Origin of the sequence: Burkholderia sp. Bp9099, assembly GCF_003857805.1 — a bacterium.
GTDB lineage: Bacteria > Pseudomonadota > Gammaproteobacteria > Burkholderiales > Burkholderiaceae > Burkholderia.
The window spans coordinates 32,222-49,025 of the sequence record NZ_QTPU01000045.1; the positions used below are offsets into that span (position 1 = coordinate 32,222).

Annotated in this window: 13 protein-coding genes and 1 pseudogene; all 14 read right to left on the reverse strand. The window is 69.5% G+C overall.

The window, feature by feature from the left end; genetic code table 11:
- Positions 1–99: 99 nt before the first annotated feature.
- Positions 100–297: pseudogene (locus DIE17_RS38185) on the reverse strand (acyl-CoA dehydrogenase C-terminal domain-containing protein); the annotation flags it as partial.
- A gap of 186 nt (positions 298–483) precedes the next feature.
- A complete protein-coding gene (locus DIE17_RS34115) occupies positions 484–1,230 on the reverse strand; it encodes a winged helix-turn-helix domain-containing protein (RefSeq protein WP_124487619.1) in 747 nt (248 codons plus the stop codon).
- Positions 1,231–1,347: 117 nt separating this feature from the next.
- Complete coding sequence (locus DIE17_RS34120) at positions 1,348–2,085, reverse strand: TenA family transcriptional regulator (protein ID WP_124521293.1); 738 nt, start codon at positions 2,083–2,085, stop codon at positions 1,348–1,350.
- Positions 2,086–2,105: 20 nt separating this feature from the next.
- Positions 2,106–4,505, reverse strand: coding sequence for a putative bifunctional diguanylate cyclase/phosphodiesterase (locus DIE17_RS34125; RefSeq protein WP_124487618.1), 2,400 nt, complete (start codon positions 4,503–4,505; stop codon positions 2,106–2,108).
- Positions 4,506–4,645: 140 nt separating this feature from the next.
- On the reverse strand, positions 4,646–5,422 hold the full coding sequence (locus DIE17_RS34130) for a Crp/Fnr family transcriptional regulator (RefSeq protein ID WP_124487617.1): 777 nt from the start codon (positions 5,420–5,422) through the stop codon (positions 4,646–4,648).
- Positions 5,423–5,843: 421 nt separating this feature from the next.
- The gene (locus DIE17_RS34135) at positions 5,844–6,854 is read right to left on the reverse strand and encodes a lipase secretion chaperone (RefSeq protein WP_260426338.1); all 1,011 of its coding nucleotides are present in this window, start codon (positions 6,852–6,854) and stop codon (positions 5,844–5,846) included.
- A gap of 18 nt (positions 6,855–6,872) precedes the next feature.
- Positions 6,873–8,027: a triacylglycerol lipase gene (locus DIE17_RS34140; protein ID WP_124521295.1), complete on the reverse strand. Its 1,155-nt coding sequence runs from the start codon at positions 8,025–8,027 to the stop codon at positions 6,873–6,875.
- A complete protein-coding gene (locus DIE17_RS34145; RefSeq protein ID WP_124521297.1) occupies positions 8,020–8,436 on the reverse strand; it encodes a DUF4345 domain-containing protein in 417 nt (138 codons plus the stop codon). The genes DIE17_RS34140 and DIE17_RS34145 overlap by 8 nt, the downstream gene beginning before the upstream one ends.
- 16 nt (positions 8,437–8,452) lie before the next feature.
- A complete protein-coding gene (locus DIE17_RS34150; protein WP_124521299.1) occupies positions 8,453–9,781 on the reverse strand; it encodes a hypothetical protein in 1,329 nt (442 codons plus the stop codon).
- Positions 9,778–10,557 (reverse strand): outer membrane lipoprotein-sorting protein, encoded by a 780-nt coding sequence (locus DIE17_RS34155; RefSeq protein ID WP_124521301.1) that lies wholly within the window; start codon positions 10,555–10,557, stop codon positions 9,778–9,780. Before DIE17_RS34155 ends, DIE17_RS34150 begins: the two co-directional genes overlap by 4 nt.
- A gap of 51 nt (positions 10,558–10,608) precedes the next feature.
- Positions 10,609–12,018, reverse strand: a complete 1,410-nt coding sequence (locus tag DIE17_RS34160) for an ABC transporter permease (RefSeq protein WP_124573151.1) — start codon at positions 12,016–12,018, stop codon at positions 10,609–10,611.
- Positions 12,015–12,731 carry an ABC transporter ATP-binding protein gene (locus DIE17_RS34165; RefSeq protein WP_124487611.1) on the reverse strand — a complete coding sequence of 239 codons (717 nt, stop codon included), beginning with the start codon at positions 12,729–12,731 and terminating at the stop codon, positions 12,015–12,017. Before DIE17_RS34165 ends, DIE17_RS34160 begins: the two co-directional genes overlap by 4 nt.
- Entirely contained in the window at positions 12,728–14,113 is a 1,386-nt protein-coding gene (locus tag DIE17_RS34170; RefSeq protein ID WP_124521305.1) for an NAD(P)/FAD-dependent oxidoreductase, read from the reverse strand. The genes DIE17_RS34165 and DIE17_RS34170 overlap by 4 nt, the downstream gene beginning before the upstream one ends.
- 20 nt (positions 14,114–14,133) lie before the next feature.
- Positions 14,134–16,620 carry a KR domain-containing protein gene (locus tag DIE17_RS34175; protein ID WP_260426337.1) on the reverse strand — a complete coding sequence of 829 codons (2,487 nt, stop codon included), beginning with the start codon at positions 16,618–16,620 and terminating at the stop codon, positions 14,134–14,136.
- Positions 16,621–16,804: the final 184 nt, after the last annotated feature.

Consider the following 16,804-nt stretch of genomic DNA (forward strand, 5'->3'; position numbering starts at 1 on the left):
GGCATCGATACGGCAGCGGGACGCGCCCGCGCGATCGGCGCGCAGCGCACGCGCATCGGCCCGCGCCGCGTCACCATCATTCGTGCTGCGCGGCGCTCTGAACCACGCGTCGCGCATCTCGAGCGTCGTCGTATCGGCGCTCGCCAGCAGGTCGAGCTGCGCATCCACCTTCGGCAGCTCCCGGCGAAAGAAGTAACGCGCGGCGGCACGCTTGCCGGCGTGGAAATCGCGATCGCACGCGTGCGCGGCGAGCGTCACGTCGAGCCACGGCCACGCGACGACCCGATGACCAAAGGCTCCGAAACCGGATGATCGGGTCGGCGACTGCCAATGCTGGCGGGAAATTTAGCACGGTCGTTCTAAACCGACAATGGCGGGTCGCCCCGATGGTGAACCGGGGCGATGGCGGCATGCGCAGGCGAAGGTTGGTCGATGCCGGCGCGCGACGCACCGGGCGCGATGCCCGACGTGCCCGCGCCCCGCTCACGCGTGCGGCGGGGGGGCCGCGTCGTCTGCCAGCGTGCCGAGCGGCACGAAGATGTAGCCCTTGCCGCGCACCGTGCGGATGTAGCGATAGTCGCCGACCGCCTGCTCGATCAGGTTGCGCAGCCGGAAGATCAGCACGTCGAGCCCGCGCTCGGAGCGCCCGGCCACGGTCAGCCCCAGCAGCGCGAGGATCTCCGCGCGCGACAGGACGCGCAGCGGCTGCGAGATGAACAGTTCGAGCAGCGCGAATTCGCTCGCGCGCAGCCCGAGGTCGTCTCCCGCGCGGGTCGCGCGCCGCGTGACGAAATTCACCTCGATGTCGCCGAACGCATAGGTTTCGGCATTCCGCGGCCCGCGCGGCGACTCCGGCCGGTTCGGCGCGTAGCGGCGCATCGCGCTGCGCACGCGTGCGACCAGCTCCATCGGCTCGAACGGCTCCACGACATAGTCGTCCGCGCCGATCTCGAGCGCGACGACCTTGTCGACCACCTGCGCGTCGCGGCTGATCACGATCACCGGCATGTCGTAACCGGCCCGCCGCAGTGCGCCGAGCGCCATGTAGAACGTCGTGGCTGGCCGTTCGACCCGCAACACGATCAGGGTGGGCGGTGCCGCGCTCACGTGCGCGAGCAGCATCGACACATCGTCGAGCGCCGACGTATCGATCTGGCAGCCGCGCAGGAGCACGCGGATCCTGTCGCGCATGCGCGGATCGGGCTCTACGACGAGAACTTGGGTGGCCATGGAAAATCGTCCAGCACGACGGCCCGCACGGCGCATCGCGACGTCACGCCGGCCCGCCTTCCAGCCGGAACGGCCGGGTGCGGCCCGCACGAACCCGCGCGCGCACGACGCCGGCGACTACACATGCATGCAGCAATCGAGACTCGTCAGGAAATAGCTCAGGCTCTTGCGGATCGACGTCTCGACGTCCCGCACGTCGCGCGCCGCGGGCGACTGGCCGAGCAGCGTCGCGACGATGTCGAGCGCCTCCCACGGATGCCGGTCGTCGTAGTCGGCGTGCAGCTTGAGCCAGCGCATCGCGCGATGCCGCACGGCCGGTTCGAACTGCCGTTCGTACGGCGATGCGCACAGCAGCGCGCTCCACTCGCCCGTCACGCCCTCGATCGCATAGTTGGTCGCGGCGATGCTCGGCGCGAGCGCGTCGGTACTGCCGCTCTTCCAGCACCAGTGGCTCAGCGAGAATCCGGCCAGCGGCGCGTCTCCGCGCAGCAGCATGTCGATCGTCACGCCCGATTCCGCCGCCCAGTTGGCCCAGTGATCGACGTGGTTCTGCTCGACGCGGATATTGCGGATCAGATAGCGCCGCGCCTTCTCGTCGCCGCGCGACCGGTAGGCGGCGGTCTTCACCAGGTTCATCGCCATGTATTCCGGAAACTGGCTGACCACCGCCCAGCCGGTCACGAAGAATGCGCGCAGTTGCGACGCGCGCAGCGTCCCGCCGCTCATCGCCGCGAACACCGGATGCGCACGGACGCGCGCCTTCAGTTCGTCGGTCGCGCCGACCACGTCGCGCAGCCAGGCCGGATAGCTCGCCAGGTCCATCAGGTCGCCGGTCAGTTCAAATGGAGCACTCATGCGTTCGTTCCTCGCTTGGTTCAATGGAATCCCCCTTCCTGCCAGGGCGCGGGGCGGCTGAAGTAATAGCCCTGGCAATAGTCGACGCCCAGCGCGCGAAGCATCTCGGCCGTCGCCGTATCCTCGACGTGCTCGGCGACGGTGCGGTACTGCATCACGTGCGCGATGTCGTTGATCGCGGACGCGATGCCGCGCTTGATGCTGTCGGACGTCATGGTCGACACGAGGCCGCCGTCGATCTTCAGGTAGTCGATCGGCAACTGGCGCAGATACGAAAACGACGACATGCCGGCGCCGAAGTCGTCGAGCGCGAAGCGGCAGCCGAGGTCGCGCAGCTCGCACATGAAGCGCGACGCGACCTCCAGGTTGCGCACGGCGCTCGTCTCCGTGATCTCGAAACACAGCAGCGACGGGTCGAGCCCCGACGCCGACAGTTCGGCGATCACGAACTCCACGAAGCGCTCGTCGGTGATCGACATCGCCGACAGGTTCACGTTGTATTCGACGTAGCGGCGCTGTTCGAGCCGCGCGAGGCGCCGGATCACGGTGCGTACGACCCAGCGGTCGATCATCGTCATGTGGCCGTAGCGCTCGGCGGCCGGCAGGAACACCGGCGAGATCAGCTTGCCGTCGGCGTCCGGAATGCGCAGCAGGATCTCCGCGCGCTCCCGCGCGCCGAGCGCGGGCTGGATCGGCACGATCGGTTGCGCATACAACTGGAAGGAATTCGTCTCGAGCGCCGTCTTCACGCGCCGGCTCCACTGCGTGTGATACGCCTGGCGGCTCGAATGCATGTCGCGCGAATCCGCGACATGCACGCGGTTGCGGCCGCGATCCTTCGCGACGTAGCACGCGACGTCGGCCATCTGCATCGCCTTCTCGACGCTCTCGGGCCGGCACGCGAGATCCAGCACGCCGATGCTCACGCTGAGCTTGAACGGCTCGCCTTCCCACAGGAACGTGAAGTCCTCGAGACTCGCGCGCAGGCGTTCCGCCTTGCCGCCGTCCGGCGCGCCGTCGCGGCCGGCCGGCAGCAGGATGCCGAATTCGTCGCCGCCCAGCCGGCCGAACACGTCGTCGTGGCCGAGACTGCGCGCGAACACCGCGGTCGCGTCGCGCAGCAGCGCGTCGCCCGCCGCGTGGCCGCACACGTCGTTGACTTCCTTGAAGCCGTCGAGGTCGAGCACCAGCAGCATCCCGCCGCCGCGCTGCGCCAGCGCGTCGCCCAGGCGTCGCTCGAACGCCGTGCGATTGATGAGGCCGGTCAGCGCATCGTGCGACGCCTGCCAGGTCAGCTTCTCGATCAACTGGTGTTCGCGCGTCATGTCGCGCAGGATCAGCACGTAGCCGACGCAGCGGCCCGCGGCGTTGTCCATCTTCGACAGCGACGCGCGCACCGACACCGCCGAGCCGCACACGCGGATCAGGTCGAGATCGCGGGTGAACGTGGGGTCGCTGCGGTTGCCGAGCGACGCGAGCAGCTTGATCGACATGCCCGTCGACGTGTCGATCAGGTCCAGCACGTCGTTGATCGGCTTGCCGACACACTGCCGCGACGACGTGCCGAGCAGCTGCTCGGCCGCCGGATTGACGGTCTCGATACCGCGCGTGAGGCCGATCGTGACGATCGCATCGGCGACCGAGCGCAGCGCGGCTGCCGCGAATGCCTGGCTCCGGTCCAGCTCGGTCTGCATCGACACCTGCTGGCGTTGCGCGCGGCTCGCCCACCGCACCGACAGCAGGATGATCAGCAGCGAGGCCACGATGTACGACAGGAACAGCTGGATGACGGCCGAGCGGAATTCGGCGCTCAGTTCGTCGGAAAAGCGCTTCGGCAGCGGTTCGATGTGCGCGTTGAGATCCCAGATCGCGTGGTTCAGGCTGCTCGTGCGCCGGACGTCGTCCGCATGCACCGACGCGTGCAGCGCGTTGGCGATCCTGCGCAGGTCGACCAGTTGCCGGTCCGCGTCCTCCCAGTATTGCAACGCGGCGTTCAGGCGTGCGAAGCTGCTCAGGATCGGGTAGAACCACACCACCGCCGCCGCATCGACCGGATTGATGCCCGCCTCGATCAGCGCCTGGCGCGCCACGCCGTGGTCCGGCGGCGTACTGGTCATCGCGCGGCGCGCGGCGCCGAGGAAGGTGAGGGTCCGGTCGACCGCCAGGTATTCGTCGAACAGCTTTTCGTCGCCGGTCTGCCCGTAGCGGCTCAGCAGCAGGATCTCGTCCTTCTGCGCCTTCGACCAGCTGCTTTCGCCGCCGACGTACACGCGCAACGACATGATCACGATCAGGCTGACGGCGACGAACCCGGCCAGCGCGACGACCACGACGACGATCGGCAGGATGCCGAGCGCCGGACTCCATGGCCACACGTGGAACGAGCTGCGCTGACTCTGGAGCTTCGAAATGTTTTCCATACCTGAATGACTGTTTTTCTGATTCTTGTCGATGCCGCCTGCCCGACGCGTCGCCGCACCGCCTGCGCCAGGCACCTCCCCGTTCCCTTTGCGCGCCGCGCCGCCGTGCATGCCATCGCGCCACGACGCGGTGCCGGCGACTATGTCGTCCGGACGCGGCGCGACAACTCGGCGCCGGCATCCGTACCGGCATCGGTCGCGAGAATGCGGCGTGTTTCGTCGCGCACGACCCGATGGCAATCGCAGCCCTGCCGTTCGAGACCGGCGAGATCCGTGAGCACGATGGCACCGCGATGCTGATGGATCAGGCCAAGCTCGTGAAGCTGCCGCGTGGCATCGGTGACGGTCTCGCGGCGCACGCCCAGCATCTGCCCCAGCATGCCGTGCGTGACCGGGATTTCGATGCTGCGTGCGCGCTCGTAGGCGATCAGCAGCCAGCGGCCCAGTTGCTGCCGCATCACGTGATGACGGCTGCAGAACATGACCTGCGACGCCTGGGACAACGCCAGCTGCATCCGCACGAAGACCTGCCGCCGGATCGCCGCCGACACGTCGCACGCGTCCGCGAAGCGGCGCGCATACAGCCGGTACGCGAACCCGCCGCGATAGACGACGACGCGGCGCTGCATCGCGCTGCCGATGACGTCGTCGCACACGATGCCTTCGCGGCCGATTTCCGTCACGCCGAGTGTCGTCTTGCCGCCCGCCGTGTATTGCAGGGAAATGCCCGCCGTCACCGGAAAATAGACGGCCTCCAGATTCTCGCCGGCATCGCACAGCACCTGGCCGGTCTCGAGATTCGAAAGCATCAGATGAGGCGCCAATTCGGAACGGTTAATTCCGTCGAGCGCTGACAGGAAATGATTGGCACCAAGTGCATGCGGCAACTCGATGACGTTGTTGGCCTGATGTATCACGGCGCACCTCGTACGTTGTATCCCTGCCCCTCGGCCACCGGACCTTCCTGCTGTTTTCACCGCACCGGTTTAACGGTTTCTCCGCCTTTTCAGCGCGGTGACATTGAGCAAAAAGGTATCACGCAGCCCAACCGTACGCGACACTCCGCTTTTGTTACATGAAGTAATTTGACAGTTCGGCTCGCCATCCGAAGATACTTGCATTGTCAATAAAAAATTGGCGATTTAAATCCCACCCATATAAAACGGATTGCGCAATGAATCATTGAAAACGGTGCATGAATGTCAATGCGCGGTAATGCGATTTACACTGGAAATTAAAATCATTCCCGAATCGAAAAGAATGCGGAAAGTGTGGGTTATCCCACACTTCTCCCTCGTCAGGTGAGCGCCGTGACGGCGTGCACGTCCGAGACGGGTGCTAGTGCGCCGATGCCGTGGCCCGGCCCGCGTCGAGCGATGCGGCCCGCAATGCGTCCGCCGGATCCGGGAAGTCGCGTTGCCGCAATTGCGCGAGCCGCGCATCGCGCGCGTCGGGCGCAAGCGGCTGCGCGTCGAGCCGGTCGCGTTCGGCCGCGTAATCGCGATAGCGTGCCCGCCACGCATCGTCGCCCTGCTGCATCCGCTCGACGCGCGCGGCGACTTCGGCGCCGAGCTGCGCACGCAGCGCATCGGGCGTCGCGCGCTGGCCGTCGAGCCGCGCGAGCGTTGCAAGCGCATCGCGTTGGCGCGCCGCGCGCTCGCGTGCGTCGCGCTCGTCCGGCGGCAACGCCTGATCGAGTGCGGCGAGGCGTGCGCGCTTCTGCGCGTCGTCGAGCGTCGGATCGCGCGCGATCCTGATCCGGTCGAGATCGCCGCGCTGCCGCCGCAATTCCGCGTCGAAGAACGGCGCGCTCCAGTCGCCGAGCCAGCGGCGCGCGAGCGCCGCACGCCGCTCGAGTTCGCCTGCGATGCCGTCCGGATCGAGACCGGCGCCTGCCGGCAGCGCGCCCGGCAGCGTGTCGAACGCGGCGATGCACGCGCGATAGCGCGGCCACAGATCGAGCGCATCGCGGCGGGCCGGCTCGCCGATCGGCTGCGATGCGATTTCGTGCGCGACCAGCGCATCGAGCGCCGCGGGCGTCAGGTCATGCTGCGCAAGCAAAAAGTAATCGAAGAATTCCCGCACCGCATGCGCGTGCGCGAGGCGCCCGCCGGGCCCGACCGGCAGGCGCGGCGCACGCGCGCCCGCGAGCGATGCCGGCAGCGTGACATCCGACACGGCAAGCACCGGCCGCGGCACCGCCGCACCGCTCGGCGCGGCGTGGCCGGGCGGCGCGGTATCCGTGGCGGCCACGGCAGCCGTCGACGCAGCCTGACGACCGAACGCGTGCCAAACGGCGGCCGCGGCGATCGCCCCGGTCGCGCCGTACAACACCGCGCGGGACAGCATGGTCCGGACCTCCATCGCTCAGGCGCCCTGCTGCTTCAGCCGGTTTGCCTGCACGCGCAGCGCGGCGACCGGGTCTTCCGCATAGGCGCCGCGAACGCCGAGCAGCTGGTTGATCGCGTCGAAGTGATTCCAGCGATAGCGCGTCGAAATCACCGTGCCGAACCGCGCACTGCAGGTCGACGTGAAACCGTCGTTCGGGCCGGCGCCGGCCAGCGCCATGACGTTGCCGGCCGTCAGGAACACGAGCGTCGAAGGATCCAGCACGTTCGCCGGATCGATGACCGGAATCACGCTGGTGTCGACCGCGCCGGTCACGATGCCGAGCAGCGACACCGGCTGATACGCGGCCCCGCTCCACGAGTACAGAAGATGCACGTTGCCGCCGATCGTCTCGATCGGTGCGCCGGTGCCGCACGCGCCGGCGCCGAGCCCCGGGCTCGGGAACAGCTGATTGAACTGCGCGGCACGGGGCGTGCTCAGCGCGTTGAGCGCGGCGATCGCATCCTGGTTCGTGTTGTGCGTGTCGCTGGTGAGGATCCCGAACAGGTTCAGCAGCGCACCGAATATCGGCGTCGACAGGCCGGTCGGGTCGAGCTTCAGCGCGCCCAGCACGAAATCGGCGAACTGCGAGCCGCGGTGCGGCGTCGCGATCGTCGTGACCGACGCGACGAGCGCGGGCGCGACCGACGCCACGTAGCGCGACGTCAGCCCGCCCTGGCTGTGGCCGATCAGGTTCACCCTGGCCGCGCCCGTGACCGCGAGCACCTGCTTGACGTACGCCAGCAACTGCTCGCCGCGCCCGTTCGGGCCGAGGTCGCCCTGGAAACCGGACAGGTCGGCGACGTAGACGGTCGCGCCATGCCGCTGAAGATCGGCCTGGATGCCGTACCAGTACGGCAGGACGCCGAAATAGTCGTCGGTCCCGGTCAACCCGTGCACGAGGACGATCGGATAGCGGGTCGCCGCGTAGTCGTCGACGGCCGTCTGCGCATCAGCCTGCACCGGGCCCAGCAGGACCCACGCGAGCAGGGCAATACGGGCGATGAACCGCGCGTACCCGATTGGCACGCAGCGTGCCGACACGGCGTGCAGGAACGCCACCGCGATGCCCCGCACGGCCGCGTCGGCGCCACGACGCGGCGCGATGCGCTGGTCGATGTCGATGTCATGCATTCGCGTGCTCCCCTGCGGCATGCGCGGCCACGCGCCGCTGCCATGCGATGAACAGCGGCGCGCCGACGACTTCGAGCGCCGTGAAACCGACGAACGGCGGCCACGGCAGCCCGAGCGCCGCGAGCGAAATCAGCCGCCCGATACCGCCGAGAAAGATCATCGTCCACAGCGTCGCGAACAGCCGCCCCTGATGCTCGATGCGCGGGATCACCGAAAACGCCGCGAGCCCGAGCCCGAGCCAGACGCCCGCATAGAAACGCAGGTTGCCGTCCAGCGTCGCGTCGGCCGGCAGCGCGATGCCGAGCGACGCGTACAGCGGATCGTGGATGCCCATCATGCCGAGCACCCCGGTGATCGTCGGAACCAGCGCAAGCACGGCGGTCGCCGCCTGAAGCGCGCGTTTGCTCATTCGAATTCTCCTTGCGTCATCGATAAAAAATGCCCAGCACCTGAACGCTCGTCGACTCCGGCATCGCGCCGAAGCGGCTCCACGACGGCCCGCCCTGATGCAGCCATTGCAGCGCGACGTCGAAGCGGTCGAAACGTCGCCGCAACTCGAGCCAGTATTGCCGGCCGCCGCCGAGATCGGCCTGCACGAAACCCGACAGGTCGAGGCGACGCACGCCGACATTACGCCACGCCGCCATCACGAACACGCCGTGACGGGTTTGCAGTTCCTGCGCGGCAATCGAGGTCTGCACCGCACGGCCCCATGCGAGCGGGTTCGCGCGCTGCAGCGACCGCCATTGCGCCGCGTTTGCGCCGCCGCCGTTGCTCTGGAATTCGGCGGTCAGCGACAGGTCGACCGGCAGCGTCCACGTCGCGCCCACCGATGAACTGGTGCGAAACGCACGATCGTCGGCCGCGCCGGTGGCACGCGCGATCAGCGAGCGCCGGTAGCCGCCCGTCCATTCGAGGTACGCGACCACCGAGTTGCCGAGCAGCACGCTCAGATTCTGGCCGAACTGCGGCGCCTGCCCGCTTTCGCCGTAGACGATCCATTGCGGCTGGATCGCCGCGGTGAGCCGCTGGCTCGCGACGAGCATCCAGCGGTCGACGCCGTTGGTGCGCTGCAGGTCGGACGACGCGGCCGGATCGCCCGGCAGGCTGCGGCGCTCGAGCCGCGGCGACAGCAGCGCCGCGAGCGAGCCCGAGTCCCACACCTGTTGTGCGCGCAGCCCGACCGTGCCGAGCCGGTTCGTGTGCCGGCTGTCCGGATCGGGCGGCACGTCGAGACTCACCGCCCCGGCCCGGAAGAAGTCGGTCGGGTTGTAGCCGATCGCCGCGCCGAGCCGCTCGTTCACGCGCCCCGCGTCGACCACGAACGCGGGGGACGCGCGCCAGCTCGCATACGCTTCCTTCACGAGCGTCACGTCGCGCGACGACGTGCGCGACGTGCCGAGCGGATCGAAGCGGTCGAAGCGCATCGAGAAATGCGCGGCGAACGACGGCGTCAGCCACTGGCCGTATTCGAACTCGATCGACAGCTGGTTGCGGCCGGCCTCGCCGCCGTCGCGATAGCGGCTCGTGCGCAGCGCGTCCTGCACGTTCAGCTTCCACGGCTTCGCGGTATCGGCGGGGGGCGCGGCCGGCTGGTCGGCCAGCGCGAGCGCCGCGGCATCGGCCGCGTCGACGCCGGCCGTGCCATCCGCCGCACCCGCTCCACCCTCCCCACCCGCATCCGCTGCATGTACGAGCGCGGGCAGCAGCACGAACGCGAGCGCCGCGATCCGGCCTCGGCGCCGCGCCGTCATTGCGCCTGGAAGCGGGACAGGTAGTCGCGCTGCAGCCATGCATCGGGAATGTCGCGCCACGCGTAGTCGGAGAAGCGCATGACCGTGACCCAGTTGCTGTCGAGCCCGTCGACGATGACGGTCTCGGTCGGCCGCTCGACGCCCAGTTGCATCGTGTAGCGGCGATAGAACGCGGTCTTCAGCAGCCGGTCGCTTTCCGAATAGAAGCGTGCCTTCAGCGGCCGGTTGTTCGCCGCGTCGATCCAGATCTCGATGCGCCGGTACGTGAGCCCGTCGCCGTGGCCGGCGAGCGCGAGCCGGTACGCGCGACGGGTCTGCCGGTCGCCGTCGACGATGTCCTCGACGCCCTTCAGCGCGGCCGTATAGTCGTGCGCGAGATTGACCGTCACGACGTCGCCGTTGGCGGCCTGGCCGAGCAGCCGCTGGTCCGGCGAGATCCGCACGCTGGCCTGGTTCACCGGATCGTAGAACCACAGGTCGTTGCCGTTCTTCAGCATCAGCTTGCCCGTGTCGCGCGCCGGCGCGACGAAGCGCACCAGCGTGCGGAACGCACCGCCGGGCGCGTCGGGCTTCGAATGGATCGACAGCGTATTGCCGTCGACCTGCTTGCCGGACCGGTACTCGACGAGCGTCGCGGTCAACACGAACGATTTCTCCGGCGTGCGGATCGCGTCGCTCGCGGCGAGCACCTTCTGCGGATCGGGCGCCGGCTGCGCAGGCGCGACGCCGGCCAGGAACGAAAGACTCAGACAGCATGAAACGAACAGGCGACGCACGGGCGCTCTCCCGAAAGTGAAGTGAACGAAAAACGCGGCAATCGGGCGACCTCACACGTGCCGCAGCGCATCGACGATCGACAGCCGCGCCGCATGCCGCGACGGCAGCCACGCGGACAGCCCGGCCACGCACGCGAGCCCGGCGAACGTGACGGCGATGGTTCGCCACTCGCCCCACACGCGCACCGTCAGCGCGACGGCGTCGATCCGCGCGGGCGGCGTCCAGGCCAGCCCGCTGCGATTGACGATCGCGGCAATGGCGAGCGCGACCAGCACGCCGAGCGACGCGCCGGCCACGCCGAGCAGCGCGCCCTCGCAGACGAACAGCGCCTGGATGCCGCCGCGCCGCATGCCCATCGCGCGCAGCGTGCCGATCTCGACGGTGCGCTCGATGATCGCGGTGCTCATCGTGTTGCTGATCACGAACAGCACGATCGCGCTGATCAGCACGAACACGAAACCGAAGATCACCGAGAACATCCGGTTGGTCTGGTCGTAGAACGGGTTCAGCGTCGCGAAATCGACGACGTCGAGCGCCTGCCCGTCGAAGCCGCCGTGCAGCAGCTCCTCGATGCGCGCCCGCGCCGCCGGCAGGTCGGCCGTGCGCGCGAGCTGGATCTCGATCGCGGTCGCGCGCGGCGCGGCGCCGCCGTAGACGAGCCGCTGCGCCTGCGGCAGTTGCACCGCGAGATACACGTCGTCGAGTTCCTTCACGCCCTGCTGGTCCGCCTTCACAACCGAGAAGCGGCCGACGTTCGGCGCGCCGCCCGCGCTCGCGGTCAGCACTTCGACATGGGGCGCGCCGTCGGCGGCCGGCCGCGTTCCGGCCTCGGCCTGTGCGAGCGCGAGCACGTCGGGCGGCGCGGTCGCAGCCGGGCCGTCGGCAGGCGGCTCGGCCGGGGCCGGCGGCGCATCGCGGCAATCCGGCACGCGCAGCGGGCCGCACAGGTGCAGCACGCGCGCGACGCCGAGGCCGACGATCGCCGCGTCGCCGGCGCTGCCGCGCAACGCGAATGTGCGCGGCTGCAGCGGGAACCCGTAGGCGTTCCATTGCTGCATCCGGTACTGGTCGTCCGCAATCGCGCCGAAGCCCATCACGGTGCGCGACACGCCGGCCGCGAAATTGCCGGCGATCCCGCCGAACTGCAGCGTCGGCGTGACGACCTGCAGCAGCGGCGCGAGCTGCGGGTCGTGCCGCAATCGTTCGATCAGCGCCGGGTAGCCGCGAATCCCGTACGCGGCCGGGTCGCCCGTGCCGTACAGGAAATAGCCCTGCCGCTGGATCTGCAGGTGGCCGCTGCGCTGCACGAAGTCGGTCTGCAGGCCGAGCGTGATGTCGCGGCTGAAGCCGCCGAACAACAGGATCGCGCTGACGCCGACGATCATCGCGAGCAGCGTGGTGAGCGAGCGCCGGCGGTTGCGCTGCAGGTTGCGCAGCGCGAGCATCAGCGTATGGGTCATCGGTACACCTCCTGCGTCGCCGTGTCGTCGCCGGCCCGCTCGTGGCCGACGATGCGGCCGTCGAGAATCCGGATCACGGCGTCGGCCACCTTCACCACCTCCGGATCGTGCGACGACACGATGAACGACACGTCGCGCTCGCGCTGGATCGCGCGCATCAACGCGATGATCGCGTGCCCGGTCGCGCTGTCGAGGTTCGCGGTGGGTTCGTCCGCGAGGACCATCGCGGGCTCGGCCGCGAGCGCACGCGCGATCGCGACGCGCTGGCGCTGGCCGCCCGACAGCTGGCTCGGCCGGTGCCGCGCCTTGTCGGCCAGGCCGACCGCGTCGAGCAGGTCGCGCACCCGCGCCGCGCGCCGCGCGGGTAACCAGCCCGCCATCAGCAGCGGATACTCGACGTTCTCGTACGCGGACAGCACCGGCAGCAGGTTGAAGGTCTGGAACACGTGGCCGACATGGCGCGCGCGAAAATCCGACAGCGCATCGTCCGACAGCGACGCCGTGTCGTGACCGGCGATCATCACGCGCCCGCTGTCGGGGCGGTCGATGCAGCCGATCAGGTTCAGCAGCGTCGTCTTGCCGCTGCCCGACGGGCCGCTCAGCACGGTGAAGCGGCCCGCGTCGAGCGTCGCCGACACGTCGGCGAGCCCGGTCACGCGCACGCTGTCGAGCAGGTAGGTCTTCGACAGGTGTTCGACATGCACGAGGCTCACGACGCACCTCCCGCGCGCACCGCGTGCGCCGGCGCCACCTTCGATGCGTCCGCGCCCGCACCGCCGGGCACGGCCGGCAACCCGCGTATCAGCCGCCGCAGCTGCAGCCGGTACGCGAAATGCTCGACCTCGATCACGTGCCGCGGCGTGCGATGGAACGCGATGCCGCCGCTCCAGTCCGAGCGGCCGCGCCGGATCAGCCGGTCGATGCGCGCGGCCTTGCGCGGCGCCGCGTCGCGCGCATGCAGGTAGCGGGCGAGCAGCTGCGCCTGGTAGTCCATCAACGGCCAGTTGCCGGTCGAGGTCTGGAACAGCCCGATGAAGAACAGGTCGCGATGCTGCGCGTCGAACAGGTTCAGGTACAGCGACGGCTGCTGCTTGCGCCATTGCAGGTGCGCCTGTTCGATGAACGGGAAGCTCGGCTGGTAGCCGGTCGCGTACACGATCACGTCGATCGCCTCCTCGCTGCCGTCGACGAACACGACGCGATCGCCCTTCAGTTCGCGCACGTCCGGCCGCGCGGCGAGGTCGCCATGGCCGAGGTGATAGAACAGCGTCGAATTGATGATGAAATGCGATTCGAACAGCTTGTGGTCCGGCTTGCGCAGCCCGTAGTGTTCGGGTTGCCCGGCCGTCGTCAGGCGCAGCAGCCGCTCGCCGAAAAAACGCCGCGCCCACAGCGGCATGCGCAGCCGCAGCGGCCATTCCGCCCACTCGTCCGCCGGCATTCCGAACAGGAATTTCGGCCAGTAGTAGTACCCGCGGCGCGTGCTGTGGAAGACCGCGCGCGCACGATGCGAAGCCTCGACCGCGATGTCGCAGCCGGAATTGCCGGCGCCGACCACGAGCACGCGCTTGCCGTCGAAGATCTCCGGCGTGCGGTACTGCGACGAATGCAGCTGCAGCCCGTCGAACCGCCCCGGATAGTCGGGCAGTTGCGGATGCGACAGGTGGCCGTTGCAGACGATCACGCCGCGATAGGTCCGCACCTCGCCGCGATCCAGTTCCACGCGCCACTGCGTGCCGCCCTGCACCGGTGCGATCTCGAGCACCGAGCGGCCGAACTCGATCCGGTCGTACACGCCGAAGCGCCGCGCGTACGCGCGCAGATACGCGAGTGCCTGGTCGCCGCGTGCATAGGTCGGATAGTCGTCGGGAATCGGAAAGTCGGTGTACTCGGAAAACCGCTTCGAGCTGATCATGTGGATCGAGCGATACACCGCGCCGCTCGGGCGGCCGTAGTACCAGTTGCCGCCGACGTCGTCCTCGCGCTCGATCACGTCGAAGCCGATGCCGGCCGCGAGCAGGTTCTTCGCGGCGGTGATGCCCGCCGCGCCCGCGCCGATGATGCAGTACCGCGCGCCGTCGTTGCGCTCCGTCATGGTGAACCTCCTCTTCCCGTTCAAGTAGCCGACGCCGTCACGGCTTGCGTGTCGGTCGCGCCGGCGAGCCGCGCGTCGTACAGGTCTGCGATCGATGCGCCCGCGCGATCCGCGATCGCGAAGCGATCGTCCGGATAGCGCAGCAGCATGTCGGCGTCGCCCGCGTGCGCGGAGCCGAACACGATGCGGCCGATGCGCCATGCGTGCGGCGGCTCGCCGTCGGCGGGCCACGCGCCGAGCAGCACGCGCAGCACGTTTTCCAGGTGATTGACCGGCAGCCACAGCTGCGGACACGGCACGCGCCCTGCATCACCCTGCACACCCTGTACACCCCACAGCGCGGCGGGGTCGGCGGCCTTCGCCTGCGCGATGCCGCCGCTCCATCGGGCCTCGGGCAACAAGTCGTCGCGCCAGCTCGCGCGTGCGGACCGCCGGGCCGGGCCGTCCTCCGTCTCGCGCGGCAGCGCGACGGTCGTGCCGCCGGGTGGATGACTGCGGTACACGAACGTCGCATCGAGCAGCACGCGGGCGGCAAGCGACGCGCAGCGCACCGTCACGTGCCAGCCGTCGTCCACCGTGCGGCCGCTCACGTCGGTGTCGAGCGCGAGATCGCCATGGCCGTCGAGCGCGTCGGCGAGCGCGTCGAGCGCGATCGTGATGTCGACGGCTTCCTGCAGGCAGGCCCGCTCGCCGCCGGGCGGCGCGACCCAGTCGGCCACGACGCGCGCGTGCTCGAGCAGCAGCGACGCCGGCACGGCCGCGCGGCCGTCGACGCGGAAGGCATGCGTGTACGGTGCGCCGGCCGTGCGATAGCGCGTCGAGAAGCAAGCGAACGGCCGGAAGCGTCGCGGCGCGCCCGCGTGATGCCGGCGCGTCGCGAGTTCGCCGAGGTTCGGCAAGCCTTCCACCGCGTCGAACCCGCGCAGCTGGATCGGCGTCAGTGCGCGGCCGACCGCGCCCATGTACATCGGCTCGCCGCTGCCGGATGTCGCTGAATTCGCTGGATTCGCGAGTTCCGCGAGCCAGTGGCGCACGCCTTCGTCGATTCGCATCGGCGTTACGTAGCGCCGCGTGACGGCGAGGTTCGTGATCATCCCGACACCGTCCCAGGTCGGCCACGCGATCGTCTTCACGACGCGCTCGCCGGCGTCGCGCCGCGCCCACCAGCCGAGCCGCGCCAGCGCCTCGTTCGCGGCCGCATAGTCGGTCTCGCCTGTCATTCCGCCCCAGCGGCCGGTCAGCGAGCCGACGTTGACGAAACAGTCGACGCGCGGCCGGTTGCGCACCGCCGCGTAGAGATTGAGAAAGCCGAGCACCTTCACGCGCGCGATGCCGATGAACTCGTCGGCGCGCTTGCGCGGCAAGCGCACCGGCTGATCGATGCCCGCGTTGTGGATCACGGCGCGCAGCCGGTCGCCGAATGCGTCGCACAGCGTGCGCACGGCCTCCGCGTCGGTCACGTCGCATACGCGGTAGTGCACCGGCAGGCCGAGCGCGGCCACGGCGTCGAGCGACGCCTTCAGGTCGCGCCGGCGTTCGAGCTGCCGCAGCGCATCCCGGATCGCCTTCGGCGATCGCCCGGGCGTCGCCTGGCGCAGTTGCTCGAGCCCGTAGCGCTTGAAGCCCGCGTCGTCGAGCGCGAGCCACGGCTCGTCGCCGGCGGGCAACGCATCGCGCCCGGTGACGACCACCGTGCAGCGATGGCGTTTTGCCAGCGCGCACGCGGCCAGGAAACCGATGCCGCGCGCGCCGCCCGAGAACAGCACGACGTCGTCGGGCGCCCAGTCGGGCGCCGCGTCGGCCGGCAGATCGTCGCGGGTCGCGACGAGCGTATGGCGGCGTCCGCCGCGGTGGCCGACCTCGAAGCGTCCCCAGCGGTACAGTTCGCGCGCGACCAGCTGGTCGACGCGCCCCGTTTCGTCGGGCGCGATGTCGAGCACGCGCACGTTGCAGTTCGGCAGTTCCTGCGGCAGCGTCTTCGCGAGGCCGGCCCACAGTCCGCCGAGCGGCTGCACGAGCGGGCCGTGGCCATGGCCCATCAGGCCGTCCTGCCAGGTGAGCGCCAGATAGAACAGCCGCGACGTCGATTCTTCCTGCGACCAGTCGCCGTAGCACGCCTGCAGCAGTGCGACCGTACGGCGCAGCGGCGCTTCCCATTGATCGCGCGCGTCGAGCGAGAACTGCGCTTCGATGCCGAGATCGACGATCCCGTCGAACGGCCCCGACTGCGCGGCGAACGCGCTCGCGGCGGCTGCCGGATCGACGCCGTCGGCCGGCGCGAACACGCCCGGTTTCGCACAGGCGCGCGTAAGAGTCGCCACCACGCGCTCGACCGTGCGACCGCGGCCGTTGACGATCGCGATCCGCTTGCCGCTCAGCTCGGCCGCCGGCAGGTCGGGCAGCGGCTCGATCTCGACCGGCCGCCAGGTGAAGCGGTGCGTCGGCGTGGCGTCGGTACGCTGAGGCGCGTCGTCCGCGATCGCGTCGCGTTGCAGAAAGGCCAGCACGTCCGGCGCCAGCGTAGGGCCGGCGGAATGAACGGGCGTGGGTGATGCCGCGCTCGCCGGTTGCTCGGCACCGGGTGTCGGTGTCGGTGTCGGCGTTGGCGTTGGCGTTGACGCTGGCGTCGGCGTCGGCGTTGGCGTTGGCGTTGGCGTTGGCGTTGGCGTTGGCGTTGGCGTTGGCGTTGGC

What these genes read in the sequence shown, in the direction of transcription:
- DIE17_RS34115 (WP_124487619.1), bottom strand. Translation starts at nt 1,230, where the DNA reads ATGGCCACCCAAGTTCTCGTCGTAGAGCCCGATCCGCGCATGCGCGAC.
- DIE17_RS34120 (WP_124521293.1), bottom strand. Translation starts at nt 2,085, where the DNA reads ATGAGTGCTCCATTTGAACTGACCGGCGACCTGATGGACCTGGCGAGC.
- DIE17_RS34125 (WP_124487618.1), bottom strand. Translation starts at nt 4,505, where the DNA reads ATGGAAAACATTTCGAAGCTCCAGAGTCAGCGCAGCTCGTTCCACGTG.
- DIE17_RS34135 (WP_260426338.1), bottom strand. Translation starts at nt 6,854, where the DNA reads ATGCTGTCCCGCGCGGTGTTGTACGGCGCGACCGGGGCGATCGCCGCG.
- DIE17_RS34140 (WP_124521295.1), bottom strand. Translation starts at nt 8,027, where the DNA reads ATGCATGACATCGACATCGACCAGCGCATCGCGCCGCGTCGTGGCGCC.
- DIE17_RS34145 (WP_124521297.1), bottom strand. Translation starts at nt 8,436, where the DNA reads ATGAGCAAACGCGCGCTTCAGGCGGCGACCGCCGTGCTTGCGCTGGTT.
- DIE17_RS34150 (WP_124521299.1), bottom strand. Translation starts at nt 9,781, where the DNA reads ATGACGGCGCGGCGCCGAGGCCGGATCGCGGCGCTCGCGTTCGTGCTG.
- DIE17_RS34160 (WP_124573151.1), bottom strand. Translation starts at nt 12,018, where the DNA reads ATGACCCATACGCTGATGCTCGCGCTGCGCAACCTGCAGCGCAACCGC.
- DIE17_RS34170 (WP_124521305.1), bottom strand. Translation starts at nt 14,113, where the DNA reads ATGACGGAGCGCAACGACGGCGCGCGGTACTGCATCATCGGCGCGGGC.